The organism is Streptomyces corynorhini (assembly GCF_003346515.1).
In the GTDB taxonomy this organism is placed as follows: Bacteria; Actinomycetota; Actinomycetes; order Streptomycetales; family Streptomycetaceae; genus Streptomyces; species Streptomyces corynorhini.
In genome coordinates this window covers 1-15,714 of record NZ_QQNA01000328.1, presented here as the reverse complement: position 1 = coordinate 15,714, position 15,714 = coordinate 1, and the positions used below count along the sequence as shown (strand labels likewise).

Here is a 15,714-nt window from a genome sequence, read left to right as displayed (position 1 = left end):
CGGTGTCGGCGTCCGACGGCCGTCGGCCGTCGGACGCCGACACCGACACCGAGCCGGGCCCAGGACCGGGTGTACGCGGGCCCCGGGGCGGGGACGGACCCCGGTTGTACGCGGCCCCCGGGTCTACGCGGGCCCCGGGTGTACGCGGGCCCCGGCTTCGCACACGGGCCGCAGGTCAGTAGCCGAACGCCAGCGCCGTGTTCCGGGCGATCGCCTCCGCCATCGCGTCCTCGTCGATTCCGCGCACTTCCGCCATGGCACGCAGCGTGACCGGAATGAGGTAGGGCGCATTCGGCCGCCCGCGATAAGGCGCCGGAGTGAGAAAAGGAGCATCCGTCTCGACGAGAATGAGCCCCAGTGGCGCTATTTTGAGCGCATCACGCAACGGTTGAGCATTCTTGAAGGTGACATTACCGGCGAACGACATGTAATACCCGGCGCTCGCACAGATCCGGGCCATTTCCGCGTCGCCGGAATAACAATGGAATACCGTACGCTCCGGTGCGCCTTCCTCGGTGAGAATACGCAGAACATCGGCGTGCGCCTCGCGGTCGTGGATCACGAGCGCCTTGCCGTGGCGCTTGGCGATCTCGATATGGGCGCGGAAGGAGCGCTCCTGGGCGGCCACGCCCTCGGGTCCGGTCCTGAAGTGGTCGAGCCCCGTCTCCCCGACGCCCCGTACCTGGGGCAGGGCGGCCAGCCGGTCGATCTCGGCGAGCGCGTCGTCCAGCGCGGCGTCGCCGCCCGCCCCGCGCGCGCCCTGACGCGACCAGCCGTCGGGGTCGCCGTGGACGATGCGGGGGGCCTCGTTGGGGTGCAGGGCGACGGTCGCGTGCACGTTCTCGTACGCCTCGGCCGTCTCGGCGGCCCAGCGCGATCCCTTGAGGTCGCACCCCACCTGGACCGCCGTCGTCACACCGACCGCGGCGGCGCTCTCCAGTGCCTCCGCGACCGTGCTGTCCTGCATGTCCAGGTGGGTGTGCGCGTCCGCGACCGCCACCCTGAGGGGCTCGGGCAGCGGCGGCGGAGCTTGCTTCGCACTCATGGGGACCGATCCTACGAGAGCCGCGGGACCGGCGGCCATGCGCTCATGTCCTCACGCGCTCACGGGCGGTGGTGGTGCTGGAACGGGTGCAGCAGATCGGCGAGGTGCCAGTGGTGGTGCGTGTGGTCCGCGTCGTCGGGGCCGTCGGATATCCCCCCGTCCGGCCGTGCGTCCCGCGCCGCCGCCTCGGCCCCGGCGGTCTCGGCCCCGGCGGTCTCGGCCCCGGCGGTCTCGGCCCCGGCGGTCTCCGCTGCCTTCGCCTCCGCCGCCTTCTTCGCCGCCCGGGACGTCCTCGCCGGGTGGTGGTGTTCGGTCATCAGCGCCTGGACGGACGACACCTGGCCGGACCGCATGATGCGGACGACGTGGCCGCCGCAATTCCCGCAACTGGGGCTGGACAGCGGGGAAGGAACCCGTATCCCGTCCGACTTGTATACGACAACATTCTGGCCCGAGCCGTCGACATAGTGCTCTATGTCGTAGGACTGCTCCCAGCCGTGTCCGCAGCGCATGCAGCAAAAGGCATATGCCTCGTGGGCGACGGCGGTGCCCGTGATCTCACTCATGCCAGCTCCTCTCCACTGGTCCAGTGGACGCCTTCGAAGGCGTGGAGCGCATCATCGCTGTCGATTAATGGAGTGGTCTTGGCCTTCTCATGCCACAAAGGCCCGGGACAAGGCCCGGCACGCGGTCTGCGCTTTACATTTCACGATAGTCCTTTGCCCGCCGAGGGGCTCGTCCCCGCCGCCCGCGCCGCGTTCTTCGCCGCCACCACGGCGTCGAACACCTCGCGCTTGGGCACGCCGGTCTCGGCGGCGACCGAGGCGATCGCCTCCTTGCGCCGCTCCCCCGCCTCCTCCCGGTCCCGTACCCGCCGCACCAGCTCCTCGGCGTCCAGCTCGCCCGGGTCGGGTTCGGGCGCGCCCTCGACGACGACGGTGATCTCGCCCCGTACGCCCTGCGCCGCCCAGTCGGCCAGCTCGCCCAGGCCGCCGCGCCTGACCTCCTCGTACGTCTTGGTCAGCTCGCGGCAGACGGCGGCCCTGCGGTCCGCGCCGAAGACCTCGGCCATCGCGGCGAGGGTGTCGTCCAGCCGGTGCGGCGCCTCGAAGTAGACGAGCGTGCGCCGCTCGGCGGCGGCCTCGCGCAGCCGGCCGAGCCGCTCGCCCGCCTTGCGCGGCAGGAAGCCCTCGAAACAGAAGCGGTCCACGGGCAGCCCGGACAGCGCCAGCGCGGTCAGTACCGCGGAGGGCCCCGGCACCGCCGTCACCCTGATGTCCCGCTCGACCGCCGCCGCCACCAGCCGGTAGCCGGGGTCCGAGACCGAGGGCATGCCCGCGTCCGTGACGAGCAGCACCCGCGCCCCGTCCACCAGCGCGTCGACCAGCTCCGGCGTCCGGGCGCTCTCGTTGCCCTCGAAGTACGACACGATCCGGCCACGGGTGCGCACCCCGAGCGCCTGGGTGAGGCGGCGCAGCCGCCGGGTGTCCTCGGCGGCGATCACGTCCGCCGTCTCCAGCTCGGCGGAGAGCCGCGGCGGCGCGTCCGTGACGTCGCCGATGGGCGTCCCGGCGAGGACGAGCGTGCCGGGAGTGGCGGGAGTGCCGTGTGCCCCGTGCGGCTTGTGGGTCGCGTGCGTTCCGTGCGTTTCCATCACATCCGCCATCCTCGCAGGGCGGGACGCGCCCCTCGCACAGCGGCGTTCCCTACGATGGCGCGGTGACCAGTACCGCACCCTCAGCCCTCCAGGGGCACGACGCCGAGGACCCGCCGCCCTCCTGGCCGCGGCGGCTGCGCCGATTCGGCCATTCGCCACGGCAGGTGACGGGGCTGCGCGAGCGGCTCGTGCCGCCGTACACCCGCCCCTCGGAGCGGCTGTGGGCCGTCCTCGGGATCTCCCCGGCCCTCGCGGACCGCATCGTCCGCTGGTCGGCGTGGGGCGGGCCGCTGCTCGTGGCGCTGGTCGCCGGGGTGCTGCGGTTCTGGCACCTGGGCAGCCCCAAGGCGGTGATATTCGACGAGACGTATTACGCGAAGGACGCCTGGGCGCTCATCAACCAGGGGTACGAGGGCAGCTGGCCCAAGGACATCGACAAGTCGATCCTGAAGGATCCCTCCTCGGTGCCGGTGCCGACCGACCCCGGCTATGTCGTCCATCCGCCGGTGGGCAAGTGGGTGATCGGGCTCGGCGAGTACCTCTTCGGGTTCAACCCCTTCGGCTGGCGCTTCATGGTGGCGGTGCTCGGCACGCTGTCGGTGCTGATGCTGTGCCGGATCGGGCGGCGGCTGTTCCGGTCGACGTTCCTGGGGTGTCTGGCGGGCGGGCTGCTGGCCGTGGACGGGCTGCACTTCGTGATGAGCCGGACCGCGCTGCTCGACCTGGTGCTGTCCTTCTTCGTGCTGGCCGCGTTCGGCTGCCTGCTGATCGACCGCGACCGGGCCAGGCGCGGACTGGCGGCGGCGCTGCCGGTGGACGACGAGGGCGTGCTGCGCCCGGACGCCGAGGTCGCGGACCGGCTGCGGCTCGGCTGGCGGCCCTGGCGGATCGCCGCCGGGGTGATGCTCGGGCTGGCGTTCGCGACGAAGTGGAACGGCCTCTACATCCTGGCCGCCTTCGCGGTCATGGCGGTGCTCTGGGACGTGGGCGCCCGCCGGGTCGCGGGGGCGCGGGCGCCGTATGCGAGCGTCCTCAAGCGGGACATCGTGCCGGCCTTCTTCTCGACGGTCCCGGTCGCGATCGGCACGTACGTCGCCTCCTGGACCGGCTGGATCGTCACCGACAAGGGGTACTTCAGGAACTGGGCGGCGACGGCGGGCCAGGGGGGCTCCTCCACCTGGCTGCCGGACTGGCTGCGCAGTCTGTGGCACTACGAGAACGAGGTCTACGACTTCCACGTCAATCTGACGTCGGGCCACACCTACCAGTCGAACCCGTGGAGCTGGATCGTGCTGGGCCGCCCGGTCTCGTACTTCTACGAGGACCCGGCGGCCGGCACGGACGGCTGCCCGGCGTCGACGGCCGGCAAGTGCGCCCGCGAGGTGCTGGCGATCGGCACGCCGCTGCTGTGGTGGACGGCGGTGTTCGCGCTCTGTTACGTGCTGTGGCGCTGGTTCTTCCGCCGCGACTGGCGCGCGGGAGCGATCGCGTGCGCGGTGGCGGCGGGGTGGGGGCCGTGGTTCCTGTACCAGGAGCGGACGATCTTCCTGTTCTACGCGGTCGTCTTCGTACCGTTCCTCTGTCTGGCGGTGGCGATGCTGATCGGCGCGATCGTGGGGCCACCGGGGTCCGACGAACGGCGCAGGACGATCGGCGCCGTCGGGGCGGGGGTGCTGGTGCTGCTGATCGTGTGGAACTTCATCTACTTCTGGCCGCTGTACACGGGGACGGCGATCCCGATCGACTCGTGGCGCTCCCGGATGTGGCTGGACACCTGGGTGTGAGGGACGGGACCGGCGGAGGGGCGGACGGGGCTGACACGGCTGACGGGGCCTCGTGTACGGGCGGAGCCGGTCCGGCTCCGCCAAGTCCCGTGGGACAGCCCTCTGTCGGATAACTCTCGGTCCGATAACTCTCGCCCCCCTCACCACGGTGGTCCCGTAGAGTGCGGCACGAACGTTCCTTGAACATGGCACAGGTGATCAAGGAGGCTCCTGGGGAGGGGTACCGCACTCATGCGCAGTGGAGCGAAGACAGCCGTCATAGGCGGAGTTTTCCTGGTGGTCGCCGGCGGCGTCGGCTACGGCGCGTACGCGACGTACGGGAATCTCACCGGGGGCAGTGGCAGCGTCTCCGCGAAGCACGAGGTGAAGACCGGGCCGCTGAGCGCCGAGGAGATCGACCAGGCCGCGAAGGACTTCCTCGCCGGATGGGCGAAGGGCGACGACGGCGCGACCCTGGCCCAGCTGACCAACGACGCCGCCGCGGCGGCGAGCGTCATCGACGGATACCGCGATCAGGCCCATGTCACCGACGCGGTGATCACTCCGGGCGTCGCCGTCGGTACGAAGGTCCCCTTCGAGGTGAAGGCCACCGTCGAGTTCGGCGGCAAGAGCGCGCCGTGGTCGTACAGCTCGGAGCTGACGGTGGTGCGCGGGCAGAGCACGGGACGCCCGCTGGTCGCCTGGGCCCCCTCCGTGATCCACCCGAAGCTGACGAAGACCAACCAGCTGGTCACGGGCGAGGCTTCGGCCCCGCAGATCGAGGCCGTGGACCGCAACGGTGTCGAGCTGACGAAGGAGAAGTACCCGTCGCTGGGGCCGATCCTGAACGAACTGCGCGAGCGGTACGGCGAGAAGGCGGGCGGCTCGTCCGGTATCGAGCTGGCGCTGCGCGGCGACGGCGAGGGCGCGTCCAACCCGGCGGCCGAGACGCTGCTCACGCTCTCCAAGGGCACCCCCGGCAAGCTGACGACCACCCTGGACGCGAACGTCCAGGCAGCCGCCGAGCGGTCGGTGAAGCAGTTCAGCGAGGCGTCGGTCGCGGCCGTCCAGCCGAGTACGGGCGAGATCCTGGCCATCGCCAACAACCGCTCGGACGGCTTCAACGCGGCGATGCTCGGCAAGCAGGCGCCCGGCTCCACGATGAAGATCGTGACCGCCGCGATGCTGATGGAGAAGGGCCTCGCGGCGGCGGACAAGCCGACCGAGTGTCCGCCCACCGCGATGTACATGGGCCGTACCTTCCAGAACCTGGACAAGTTCTCGCTCGACAACAGGCCGTTCTCGGAGAGCTTCGCGCGCTCCTGCAACACCGCCTTCATCAAACTGATCGACGACGTGAACGACGACTCCGCGTTGAAGACGGAGACCGAGGAGGTCTTCGGGATCGGTCTCGACAACTGGAAGGCCGGGATCCCGACCTCCGACGGCAGCGTGCCCGCCGCCCAGGGCGGCGAGGCGGCGGCCCAGTACATCGGGCAGGGCACGGTGCAGATGAACGTGCTCAACATGGCGTCGATCACCGCGACCGTCAAGAACGGCGGCTTCAAACAGCCCGTCATCGTCCCCGCCTTCCTGGACGACCGCGAGATCGCCACGGCCGCCCGCCCGCTCCCGCCGGGTGTGGCGCAGCAGCTGCGCCGGATGATGGCGATCACGGCGACCAGCGGTACGGGGGCCAAGGCGATGTCCGGCCTCGGCGGCGACAAGGGCGCGAAGACCGGCTCGGCCGAGGTCGACGGTCAGGAAACGTCGAACAGCTGGTTCGCCGGCTACCGCGACGACCTCGCGGCGGCGGCGGTCGTCCAGGCCGGCGGCCACGGCGGCGACGCGGCGGGCCCGGTGGTCGCGGCGGTGCTGGGCGCGGGCTGAGCACCTTCGCGGGCGCGGCTCGGGGCGCGGGGCCCGGCACGGGAGCGGGGTCGCGGCGCGGCGCGGCGGGCCGAGGGAACGTCCGAAACCGGCGCGTCCGGCCCCGGGGCGGGTGAAACCCCCTGGTCCGGGCGGTTCGGGCCGCGCTAGCGTACGGAGCCATGACCACTTCGGATCCGGCGGCCGGCCGCCCCCACGCCCTGCGCCCACGTCCTGACGGAGCCCCGCGCGAGTCGCGGGCGTGACCCCGCTCGTGGCCGTCGCGGTGCTCGTCGCCGCCGTGACGCACGCCGCTTGGAACGCGATCGCGCACACCATCCACGACAAGCTGGCCGCGTTCACGCTGATCGGCGGCGGCGCCGCGGTGATCGGCGCGGTCATCGCCTGTTTCGCGCCACTGCCCGCCGCGGCCGCCTGGCCGTATCTGGCGGTCTCCGGAGTGCTGCACGTGGGCTACCAGCTGCTGCTGATGCGCTCCTTCAGCCTCGGTGACTTCGGCCAGATGTATCCCATCGCCCGGGGCACCGCGCCCCTGGTGGTGACCATCGTGGCCGCCGTACTGATCGGCGAGTCGCTCGACGCCTGGCAGCTGGCGGGGGTCGCCGTGGCCTCGGTGGGGCTGCTCGCGCTGGCCCTGTGGGGCATCAGAGGCGCCGCGACGGCCCCGCGCGGGCCCGCGGTCTCGGCGGCCGTGGCGACGGGGCTCTCGATCGCCGCGTACACGGTGGTGGACGGCGTGGGCGTACGGAACTCGGGCTCGGCGCTCGGCTACCTCGCCTGGCTGATGATCCTGGAGGGCGTCCTGATCCCCGCGTACGCCCTCCACTCCCGCCGCGGCAGGCTCCTCGGCCAGCTGCGCCCCCATCTGACGCTGGGTCTGCTCGGCGCGGCCCTCTCGATGTTCGCGTACGGCCTGGTCCTGTGGGCACAGACCCGGGCGCCTCTCGCGCCGATCGCCGCGCTGCGCGAGTCGTCGATCATCGTGGGCGCCGCGATAGGGACCGTCTTCTTCAAGGAGCGCTTCGGGACGCCCAGGATCGCGGCGGCGGGGCTGATGGTGGTGGGGATCGGGCTCATGCTCCACACGAGTTGAGCGGGCGCGGCGCGGGAGCGTGGGTCGCGTTTCCTCCGGTCGGTCATGCTTTCATCCGCCCCGGAGGTGTAAGTGTGATGAAAAGAGAATCACAAGATAAGGCTCTCCCCTCGCTCCCTCAGGGCGGTCCCGTCGATCCGCCCGCGCCGGACAAGCGGACGGGCCGGCGCGGGACGACCCCGCGCAGACGGCTGCTCGCCGCCGCCGCGCTCGCGCCCCTGCTGGCGCCCGTCCTGACCGGGGTCGGGGTGGGCACCGCCCGTGCCCGGTCAGGACCCGCGCCCGAGGCCGGGGCAGGCGCAGGCGCAAGGGCGGCGGAAGACGCCGCGCCGGGCGGGCCGGTGCAGCCGGTGCCGACCACGGTGGCGGACTGGAAGGGGGTCGCGCGGGCGCTGGGGCGGTCCGGCAGTCTGGTGCGCGGGCTCTTCTACCACACGCGCTTCCCGCGCGGGGATCTGCACGTGGTCACCCGGGGCGTCACCGTGTCGCCGGGGCTCGCCCTCGGGTCGCACATGGCGTTCGTCCGGTACGCCGACGGCACCGTCTCCGCCATGGGCGATCTCAACGTCACCGAGGGCGAACTGCAGCGGGTGACCGACTCGCTCTTCCAGCACGGCATCGAGGTGACCGCGCTCCACAAGCATCTCCTCGCCCACACCCCCGATGTCTGGTGGATCCACATCCACGCCCACGGCACGGACCCGGTACCGCTGGCGCGCGGGCTGCGGGCCGCCATCGGCCGCACCGCGAGCCCGCCCGCCATGGAACCGGGACCGCCGCCGCCCCTCGATCTGGACCTGGCGGGCATGGAGGCCGCGCTCGGGGTGGCGGGCTCCAACGACGGCGGGATCTACAAGTCCGTGTTCGCCCGCCGCGAGACCGTGATCCACGACGGCAGGGCGCTGCCCCGGGGGCTGGCGGCGACCTCGGCCTTCAACTTCCAGCCGCTGGGCGGTGGCCGGGCCGCCGTCAACGGGGACTTCGCCATGGTCGCGGACGAGGTCCAGCCGGTGCTGAGCACGCTGCGGCGGGGCGGGATCGAACTCGTGGAGCTGCACAACCACGGCCTCACCGAGGAACCACGCCTGTTCTTCGCCCACTTCTGGGCCGTGGACGACGCCGTCAGGCTGGCCCGCGCGCTGCGCCCGGCGGTGGACGCCACCAACGTGGCGCCGGTGTCGATGACCGGGGGGAGCGAACGCGTCGGCCCGTGACGCGGTGGGGTACGGCCACGGCCCCGCCGCTACAGTTCCGCGCCCCTGAACGCCCGCCGCAGCCCCACGTCGCTCGCCAGGATCCCGCCGTCCACCGGCAGCGTGACACCCGTGATCCAGGAGGCGTCCGCCGACGCCAGGAAGGCGACCGCCGAGGCGATGTCGTCCGGCGTGCACACCCGGCCCAGCGGGTAGAGGGCCGCCGCGCGGTCCAGTACCGCCTCGCGCCCCGCCCAGGCGGGGGTGTGGATGGTGCCGGGCTCGATCAGGTTGACGCGGACGCCGCGCGGGGCCGCGTGGCCCGAGAGGGTACGGGTGAGACCGGCGAGGCCCGCCTTGGCGGCGCTGTAGGCGTGGTTGCCGAAGTCCCGCGCGCCGTTGACCGAGCCGATCATCACGATCGAACCGCGGCCCGACGCCACCAGATGTGGTAGGGCCGCGCGGGCGCAGCGGAAGGCGCCGGTGAGGGTGATGTCGAGGTCCAGCGCCCAGTCCTCGTCGGGCTCGTCCTCGAACAGCGGGGCGTCCGGTGTGCAGGAGTGGGCGTTGTTGACGAGGACGTCGAGGGAGCCGACGTGCTCGACGGCGTACGCCACCGCCGCCTCGACCGAGGCCCGGTCGGCCACGTCGCAGCCGAACGACCGGGCGCCCGGGAGGGTTTCGGCCGTGGCCGCCGCCCGGTCCGCGTCCCGGTCCGTGACCAGGACGCGGGCGCCCTCGGCCGTCAGCCGCCGGGCGGTCGCCGCGCCTATGCCGCGTCCGGCTCCGGTGATCAGCACGCCGTAGCCGTCGAGTCGGCGGCCTGTGCGCGCGTCGGTGCTCTCGTGGGACCGTTCGTCAGTGGGTTTCATCCGGCGATGATGTCGCCGCCTTCACCGCCCGCACCAGGGCCTGGGCGCGCGGATCGGCCGTGACGCCCTTGCGCATCCCGTTGGTCACGTACCCCAGCGCGATCCCCGACTCCGGGTCCGCGAAGCCGAGCGAGCCGCCGCGTCCCGGGTGGCCGAAGGAGCCGGGGCCCAGCAGCGGCGCCGCCGGGCCGTGCAGCATGAAGCCGAGGCCGAAGCGGGTGCTGACGACCAGGACGCGGTCGGGGCCCGCCGACTCCTCCGTACGGGCCAGGGTGAGCGTCGCGGGCGCGAAGAGGCGGTGGCCGTCGACCGGGCCGATCATCGCCGCGTAGCAGCGGGCCAGCGCGCGGGCGGTCGAGATGCCGCCGGAGGCGGGGAGTTCGGCGGCGCGGTAGGCGGGGTCGTTCTCGTCCGGCAGCGGTTCGACGACGGCGAAGGCCCGCCGCGTCAGCGACTCGGGGTCCCCGTACGCCGCCGAGACGGACCGCTTGGGCCGCAGCCTGAGCGCGCTCCCGACGGCCGTGGGCTCCTCCACCGAGCCGATCCTGCCCACCCGGTGGGCCTCCTCGGCGGGCAGCCCGACCCAGAAGTCGAGGCCCAGCGGACGGGCGATCTCCTCGGCGATCCACCGTCCGACGGACCGGCCCGTCACTCGTCTGACCAGCTCGGACATCAGCCAGCTGTAGGTGTGCGCGTGGTAGCCGTGGTCGGTGCCCGGCTCCCACACGGGGCTCTGCGCGGCCAGCGCCGCCGCGCCGGACTCGCCGTCGAGCGCCTGCGCGGGGGTGAGCGGCCGGTCCAGGACGGGCACGCCCGCGCGGTGGGACAGCAGATGCCGTACGAGCACCCGTTCCTTGCCCGCGGCCTTGAACTCGGGCCAGTACGTGCCGACCGGCGCGTCCAGGTCGATCTGGCCGCGCTGGTGCAGCAGCAGCGGTACGGCGGCGGCCACGCCCTTGGTGGCCGAGCGGACGACCTGCGCCGTGTCCAGCGCCCAGGGCGCCGCGTCACCGGCAGCCGCGGCCGAGGCCCGGTCCGCCCCCGCCGCGGCGGCGGCAGCCGGAGCTGTCGGGGCTGTCGGGGCTGTCGGGGCTGTCGGGGCTGTCGGTGTCACATCGCGGGTGCCCGCCCAGAGGTCCACGACCTTGTGGCCGTCCCGGTAGACGGCGACGGCCGCGCCCTGTTCGCCCAGCCGGTCGAAGTTCCGTACGAAAGCGTCCCTGACCGGCTCGAAGCCCGCCGCCACCGTGCCCTGGACGTCCACGCCCGCACACCTGCCCGTCGTCCCGCCCCGCCCCGGCGGCGCGGCCCCCCTCTATGGTGCAGCATCCCCGTCGGCCCACCGGCCGGGCCGCCCCGACCGGATCGCACTCTTGACCGGAGCATGCCATGCCCTCAGGATGACCCCGCCACTCCACACCCCCTGGAGGTCTCATGCGCACGCGATTACGCGGAATCGGCGGCATCGGCCGCCGTCGGCCCGCGACCCTGGCCGCGGCACTGCTCCTCACCCTCGGCCTCGCCGCCACCGCCACCACCGCCGCGGCCGGTCCCCCACGGCCGGGCGCCACCACGGCCGTGGGTGAGCGGGACACCCGCCAGTACGAGATCCAGCTGCACGCCACGTCCGCGACGCGCACCGCGCTCGCCAGGACCGGCGTGAGCGTCGACGAGTCCGACAGCGAGCGCGTGGTCGTCTCGGCGGGCCCCGGCCAGCTGGCGGAGTTGCGCGCGCTCGGCTACGAGCCCACGGCCCTGGACGCGGTGCCCGACCGCGCGGGGGACGGCGTGGTCACACCGTACGACTTCCCGCCCGGCGACTCGGCGTACCACAACTACGCCAGGATGACGGCCGAGATCAACTCGGTCGTCGCGGCCCATCCGACCCTCGCGAGCCAGCGCGTCATCGGTACCTCGTACGAGGGCCGGAACATCGTCGCCATCAAGATCAGCCGCAATGTGGCGGTCGACGAGAACGAGCCCGAAGTCCTCTTCACCCACCATCAGCACGCGCGTGAGCACCTCACCGTGGAGATGGCGCTGTATCTGCTCAAGGAGCTGACCTCCGGCTACGGCACCGACGCGCGGATCACCACCCTGCTCGACACCCGCGAGATCTGGATCATCCCGGATCTGAACCCGGACGGCGGCGAGTACGACATCGCCACCGGTTCCTACCGCGGCTGGCGCAAGAACCGTCAGCCCAACTCCGGCTCCACCGCCGTCGGTACGGACCTCAACCGCAACTGGGCCTACCGCTGGGGCTGCTGCGGCGGCTCCTCGGGCACCACCTCCTCCGAGACCTACCGGGGCAGCGCCGCCGAGTCCGCTCCCGAGGTGAAGGTCGTGGCGAACTTCGTGCGCGGCCGGGTCGTCGGCGGCGTGCAGCAGATCAAGGCCGCGATCGACTTCCACACCTACAGCGAGCTGGTGATGTGGCCGTACGGCTACACCACGGCGACCACCGCCGCCGGCCTGACCGCCGACGACCGGGACGCCTTCGCGACCGTGGGCCGCAAGATGGCGGCCAGCAACGGCTACACGGCCCAGCAGTCCAGCGCCCTCTACATCACGGACGGCTCGATCGACGACTGGCTGTGGGGCACGCACAAGATCTTCGCGTACACCTACGAGATGTATCCGAGGACGAGTTCGTCCGGCGGTTTCTACCCGCCCGCCTCGGTGATCGGCCGCGAGACGAGCAGGAACCGCGACGCGGTGCTGCAACTGCTGGAGAACGCGGACTGCATGTACCGCTCCATCGGCAAGCAGGCGCAGTACTGCTGACGCCGCATCGGCTCCCCGCACTCCCCGGCCCCGGCGGCACACCGCCGCCGGGGCCGGGCGGCCGAGGTCAGACCGCCGGGCGGGCCGCCCGGCTGACCGCCCCCGGGTCGAAGCCGAACGGCAGCTCCAGCCGGTGGGCCGCCATCAGCTCCTCGTCGCCCAGCAGCCCGCCCGTGGGCCCGTCCGCCACGATGACTCCGTCGCTGAGGATCACCGCGCGCGGGCAGAGTTCGAGCGCGTACGGCAGATCGTGCGTGACCATCAGCACGGTGATGTCCAACGACCGCAGGATGTCGGCGAGTTCGCGCCGCGAGGCGGGGTCCAGATTGGACGAGGGCTCGTCCAGGACGAGGATCTCCGGCTCCATCGCCAGGACGGTCGCCACCGCGACCCTGCGGCGCTGACCGAAGGAGAGGTGGTGCGGCGGCCGGTCCGCGTACCGCGCCATGCCGACCCGCCGCAGCGCGGCGACGACCCGCGCCTCCAGTTCGGCGCCGCGCAGCCCGGCGGCGGCCGGGCCGAAGGCCACGTCCTCCCGTACGGTCGGCATGAACAGCTGGTCGTCCGGGTCCTGGAAGACGATGCCGACCCGGCGTCTGATCTCCGCCAGGTTCCGCTTCGCGACCGGCAGCCCGGCGACGGCGACCGTACCCGCGCCCGCCGTCAGGATGCCGTTGAGGTGCAGGACGAGCGTGGTCTTGCCGGCGCCGTTGGGTCCGAGCAGCGCCACCCGCTCGCCGCGGCCGACGGTCAGGTCGACGCCGAACAGGGCCTGATGGCCGTCGGGATAGGCGTACGCGAGCCCGCGCACTTCCAGCGACGGGGGCGGCGCGGTGGGAGGGGTCATAGCGTCCAGCCAAGCAGACAGACCGCGAGGGCCGATACGGGGAGGGCCGCCGCGTACGCCCACTGCGTACGGTCCGCCGTCACCTCGTCGATGACGGGCATGGTCCCCGTGTACCCCCGGCTGACCATCGCCAGATGCACCCGCTCACCGCGTTCGTACGAGCGGATGAACAGCGCGCCCGCCGACTTCGCCAGCACGCCCCAGTGGCGCGGGCCGCTCGCCTCGAAGCCGCGTGAGCGCCGGGCGATCGACATGCGGCGCATCTCGTCGGTGATCACATCGCCGTAGCGGATCATGAAGGACGCGATCTGCACGAGCAGCGGCGGCAGCCGCAGCCGCTGGAGGCCGAGCAGCAGCGCCCGCAGCTCGGTGGTGGAGGCGAGGATCACGGAGGCGGCCACGCCCAGCGTCCCCTTGGCCAGCACGTTCCAGGCGCCCCACAGGCCGGGGACGCTGAGCGACAGGCCGAGGAACGTGACCTGCTCGCCGGGGACGACGAAGGGCATCAGGACGGCGAAGGCCACGAACGGGACCTCGATCAGCAGCCGCCGCAGCAGGAACCCGGCCGGGATCCGGGCCACGGCGGCGACCGCCGCGAGCAGCGCGCCGTACAGCGCGAACGCCCATACGGCCTCGCGCGGTGTGGAGACGACCACGACGACGAAGCAGAAGACGGCGGCGAGCTTGCAGTGCGGGGGCAGCCCGTGGACCGGCGAGTGGCCGTGCCGGTAGAGCTTGTGGGCGTGGCCCGCGCCCATGTCAGGCGCTCCCGGCGGGTGCCTGGCCCGACCGACCGGCGTGGCCGGACTCCTGGGAGCCGCGCCGGCGGCGCACCGCCCAGAAGACCCCGCTGCCCGCGGCGACGGTGACGCCGACACCGATCACGCCCGCGAGGCCGCCGGAGACCCGGCCGTCGGCGATGTCCTTGACGCCGTAGCCGGCCAGCGGGGAGCCGTCGGTGTGGTGCGGCTCGGTCTTCTCGTCGATGCCCTGGTCGGCGGCGACCTTCTCCAGACCGTCGGGGCTGGACGAGGCGTAGAAGGAGACGAAGCCCGCCAGGATCAGCGCGGTGACCAGCCCGGTGGCCCAGAACGCCCGGGTGGAGCGCGCCGCCACCGGGCCCGCCGCCGCCACCGGGCCCGCCGCCGCCGTCTCCCGCGGCCCCGTCTCCCGCGGCGCCGCGTCGACCAGCTCCCCGCCCACCCGCAGCTTGAGCGGCGCGCTCAGCCCGCGCGCCCCGTACACCAGGTCGGGGCGTACGGCGAGGACGGCGCCGACGGTCGCCGCCGTGATCACGGCCTCGCCCACGCCGATCAGCACATGGACGCCGACCATCGCGGCCAGCACCTTGCCGATCGGGATGTCCGTGGTCCCGCCGAGCGCGTACATCGCGGTGAAGGCGAGCGCGGCGGCCGGTACCGAGACCAGCGCGGCGACGAAGGAGGCGGCCGTGACGGAGCCGCGGGTGCGGGGCAGGACCTTGACCAGGCCGCGGAAGAGCGCGTACGCGACGACGGTGGTGACCACGGCCATGTCGGTGATGTTCACACCGAGCGCGGTGAGCCCGCCGTCCGCGAAGAGGATGCCCTGCATGAGCAGGACGACCGAGACGCACAGGACGCCGGTGTACGGGCCGACGAGTATCGCCGCGAGCGCCCCGCCCAGCAGATGGCCGCTCGTCCCGGCGGCCACCGGGAAGTTCAGCATCTGTACGGCGAAGACGAAGGCGGCGACGAGTCCGGCGAGGGGCGCGGTGCGCTCGTCCAGCTCGCGGCGCGCGCCGCGCAGGCTGACGGCGACGGCGCCCGCCGCGACGGCGCCGGTGGCGACCGAGACGGGGACGTTGATGAATCCGTCGGGCACATGCATGTCGGGGCTCCGCTCCCTATTCCTGCGAGGACCGTGCGGCGGTGAACCGTCCGATAGTAGAGCCCTCTTGCAAATAGTTCGCAAGAGCGAGAGACATGCGAACCGGTGCGCGGGGGGAGCAGCGGTTGCGCGACCGCCCCAATTGACAGAGTTTGTAGGATTAAGTACTAAAAGATTCGGTATACCGATACGCCGAGGAGCGATTCGATGTCACCCGTCGTCGAACAGCCCGCCAAGGCCCGCCTCATCACCGACGCCCCCCACCCCAGGACCGTCTCCGTGACCCTCCGCTACGACGGAGCGGATCCGCTGGCCATGCGTATCGTCTTCCCGCCCGAGGTCTCCCTGGACCGTGAGCGCGGCGAAGTGGTCTGGGCCTTCGCCCGCGACCTCCTCGAATCGGGGCTGCGGCTGCCCTCGGGCGACGGCGACGTCCAGGTGTGGCCGTGCGGCCGGGCGCAGACGGTGCTGGAGTTCCACTCGCCCGACGGGGTCGCGGTGGTGCAGTTCGACTCGGCGCCGCTGCGCCGGTTCCTGCGGAACTCGTACGCGCTGGTGGCGGCGGGCGAGGAGCGGCAGGGCATCGAGGTGGAGAGCGAGCTGGACAAGCTGCTGCACCGGAGCTGAACCGAGGCACGGACTGGCGAGGCCCCCGGCCCGCAGCGCGCGCCCCCCAACCCGCAGCGCGCGACCCCCGG

At 72.7% G+C, this 15,714-nt stretch carries 14 protein-coding genes; 6 read left to right on the top strand and 8 right to left on the bottom strand.

The genetic code is table 11. The features are described from left to right. Window positions 1-175: 175 nt before the first annotated feature. The 3 genes from DVH02_RS30995 to rsmI form a co-directional block, all read right to left on the bottom strand. Entirely contained in the window at window positions 176-1,045 is an 870-nt protein-coding gene (locus DVH02_RS30995; protein ID WP_114627172.1) for a TatD family hydrolase, read from the bottom strand. A gap of 59 nt (window positions 1,046-1,104) precedes the next feature. Then, a complete protein-coding gene (locus tag DVH02_RS30990) occupies window positions 1,105-1,611 on the bottom strand; it encodes a hypothetical protein (protein WP_114627171.1) in 507 nt (168 codons plus the stop codon). Window positions 1,612-1,751: 140 nt separating this feature from the next. Next, entirely contained in the window at window positions 1,752-2,699 is a 948-nt protein-coding gene (gene rsmI / locus DVH02_RS30985) for a 16S rRNA (cytidine(1402)-2'-O)-methyltransferase (RefSeq protein WP_114627170.1), read from the bottom strand. Window positions 2,700-2,764: 65 nt separating this feature from the next. Here rsmI and DVH02_RS30980 point away from each other — a divergent pair, with 65 nt between their 5' ends. The 4 genes from DVH02_RS30980 to DVH02_RS30965 all read left to right on the top strand — a co-directional run bounded on the left by DVH02_RS30980 (window position 2,765) and on the right by DVH02_RS30965 (window position 8,662). Beyond that, window positions 2,765-4,486 (top strand): dolichyl-phosphate-mannose--protein mannosyltransferase, encoded by a 1,722-nt coding sequence (locus DVH02_RS30980; RefSeq protein WP_114627169.1) that lies wholly within the window; start codon window positions 2,765-2,767, stop codon window positions 4,484-4,486. A gap of 231 nt (window positions 4,487-4,717) precedes the next feature. Next, the gene (locus DVH02_RS30975; protein WP_114627168.1) at window positions 4,718-6,355 is read left to right on the top strand and encodes a penicillin-binding transpeptidase domain-containing protein; all 1,638 of its coding nucleotides are present in this window, start codon (window positions 4,718-4,720) and stop codon (window positions 6,353-6,355) included. A 241-nt stretch (window positions 6,356-6,596) separates the two neighbouring features. Next, entirely contained in the window at window positions 6,597-7,448 is an 852-nt protein-coding gene (locus tag DVH02_RS30970) for a DMT family transporter (protein ID WP_114627167.1), read from the top strand. 77 nt (window positions 7,449-7,525) lie between these two features. Further along, window positions 7,526-8,662: a DUF1259 domain-containing protein gene (locus DVH02_RS30965; RefSeq protein WP_114627166.1), complete on the top strand. Its 1,137-nt coding sequence runs from the start codon at window positions 7,526-7,528 to the stop codon at window positions 8,660-8,662. 29 nt (window positions 8,663-8,691) lie between these two features. Here the strand turns inward: DVH02_RS30965 and DVH02_RS30960 are convergent, their stop codons facing one another. Both DVH02_RS30960 and DVH02_RS30955 read right to left on the bottom strand, forming a co-directional pair. Further along, window positions 8,692-9,513, bottom strand: coding sequence for an SDR family NAD(P)-dependent oxidoreductase (locus DVH02_RS30960; RefSeq protein ID WP_114627165.1), 822 nt, complete (start codon window positions 9,511-9,513; stop codon window positions 8,692-8,694). After that, window positions 9,500-10,777, bottom strand: a complete 1,278-nt coding sequence (locus tag DVH02_RS30955) for a serine hydrolase domain-containing protein (RefSeq protein ID WP_114627164.1) — start codon at window positions 10,775-10,777, stop codon at window positions 9,500-9,502. The genes DVH02_RS30960 and DVH02_RS30955 overlap by 14 nt, the downstream gene beginning before the upstream one ends. Before the next feature lie 170 nt (window positions 10,778-10,947). On the opposite strand from DVH02_RS30955, the gene DVH02_RS30950 reads away from it, so the two are divergent. Beyond that, window positions 10,948-12,300: a M14 family metallopeptidase gene (locus DVH02_RS30950; RefSeq protein WP_114627163.1), complete on the top strand. Its 1,353-nt coding sequence runs from the start codon at window positions 10,948-10,950 to the stop codon at window positions 12,298-12,300. Window positions 12,301-12,367: 67 nt separating this feature from the next. Here DVH02_RS30950 and DVH02_RS30945 read toward each other — a convergent pair whose 3' ends face one another. From DVH02_RS30945 to DVH02_RS30935, 3 genes are read right to left on the bottom strand one after another with little or no spacing between them, the layout of a single operon-like run. Next, the gene (locus tag DVH02_RS30945; RefSeq protein WP_114627162.1) at window positions 12,368-13,147 is read right to left on the bottom strand and encodes an energy-coupling factor ABC transporter ATP-binding protein; all 780 of its coding nucleotides are present in this window, start codon (window positions 13,145-13,147) and stop codon (window positions 12,368-12,370) included. Then, on the bottom strand, window positions 13,144-13,905 hold the full coding sequence (gene cbiQ / locus DVH02_RS30940; RefSeq protein ID WP_114627161.1) for a cobalt ECF transporter T component CbiQ: 762 nt from the start codon (window positions 13,903-13,905) through the stop codon (window positions 13,144-13,146). Before cbiQ ends, DVH02_RS30945 begins: the two co-directional genes overlap by 4 nt. A gap of 1 nt (window position 13,906) precedes the next feature. Further along, the gene (locus DVH02_RS30935) at window positions 13,907-15,016 is read right to left on the bottom strand and encodes an energy-coupling factor ABC transporter permease (protein WP_114627160.1); all 1,110 of its coding nucleotides are present in this window, start codon (window positions 15,014-15,016) and stop codon (window positions 13,907-13,909) included. Window positions 15,017-15,223: 207 nt separating this feature from the next. On the opposite strand from DVH02_RS30935, the gene DVH02_RS30930 reads away from it, so the two are divergent. Next, window positions 15,224-15,643 carry an SsgA family sporulation/cell division regulator gene (locus DVH02_RS30930; RefSeq protein ID WP_114627159.1) on the top strand — a complete coding sequence of 140 codons (420 nt, stop codon included), beginning with the start codon at window positions 15,224-15,226 and terminating at the stop codon, window positions 15,641-15,643. Window positions 15,644-15,714 lie beyond the last annotated feature (71 nt).

What these genes read in the sequence shown, in the direction of transcription:
- rsmI (WP_114627170.1), bottom strand. Translation starts at nt 2,699, where the DNA reads ATGGAAACGCACGGAACGCACGCGACCCACAAGCCGCACGGGGCACAC.
- DVH02_RS30930 (WP_114627159.1), top strand. Translation starts at nt 15,224, where the DNA reads ATGTCACCCGTCGTCGAACAGCCCGCCAAGGCCCGCCTCATCACCGAC.
- DVH02_RS30950 (WP_114627163.1), top strand. Translation starts at nt 10,948, where the DNA reads ATGCGCACGCGATTACGCGGAATCGGCGGCATCGGCCGCCGTCGGCCC.
- DVH02_RS30945 (WP_114627162.1), bottom strand. Translation starts at nt 13,147, where the DNA reads ATGACCCCTCCCACCGCGCCGCCCCCGTCGCTGGAAGTGCGCGGGCTC.
- DVH02_RS30965 (WP_114627166.1), top strand. Translation starts at nt 7,526, where the DNA reads ATGAAAAGAGAATCACAAGATAAGGCTCTCCCCTCGCTCCCTCAGGGC.
- DVH02_RS30990 (WP_114627171.1), bottom strand. Translation starts at nt 1,611, where the DNA reads ATGAGTGAGATCACGGGCACCGCCGTCGCCCACGAGGCATATGCCTTT.
- DVH02_RS30935 (WP_114627160.1), bottom strand. Translation starts at nt 15,016, where the DNA reads ATGCATGTGCCCGACGGATTCATCAACGTCCCCGTCTCGGTCGCCACC.
- cbiQ (WP_114627161.1), bottom strand. Translation starts at nt 13,905, where the DNA reads ATGGGCGCGGGCCACGCCCACAAGCTCTACCGGCACGGCCACTCGCCG.
- DVH02_RS30975 (WP_114627168.1), top strand. Translation starts at nt 4,718, where the DNA reads ATGCGCAGTGGAGCGAAGACAGCCGTCATAGGCGGAGTTTTCCTGGTG.
- DVH02_RS30995 (WP_114627172.1), bottom strand. Translation starts at nt 1,045, where the DNA reads ATGAGTGCGAAGCAAGCTCCGCCGCCGCTGCCCGAGCCCCTCAGGGTG.
- DVH02_RS30960 (WP_114627165.1), bottom strand. Translation starts at nt 9,513, where the DNA reads ATGAAACCCACTGACGAACGGTCCCACGAGAGCACCGACGCGCGCACA.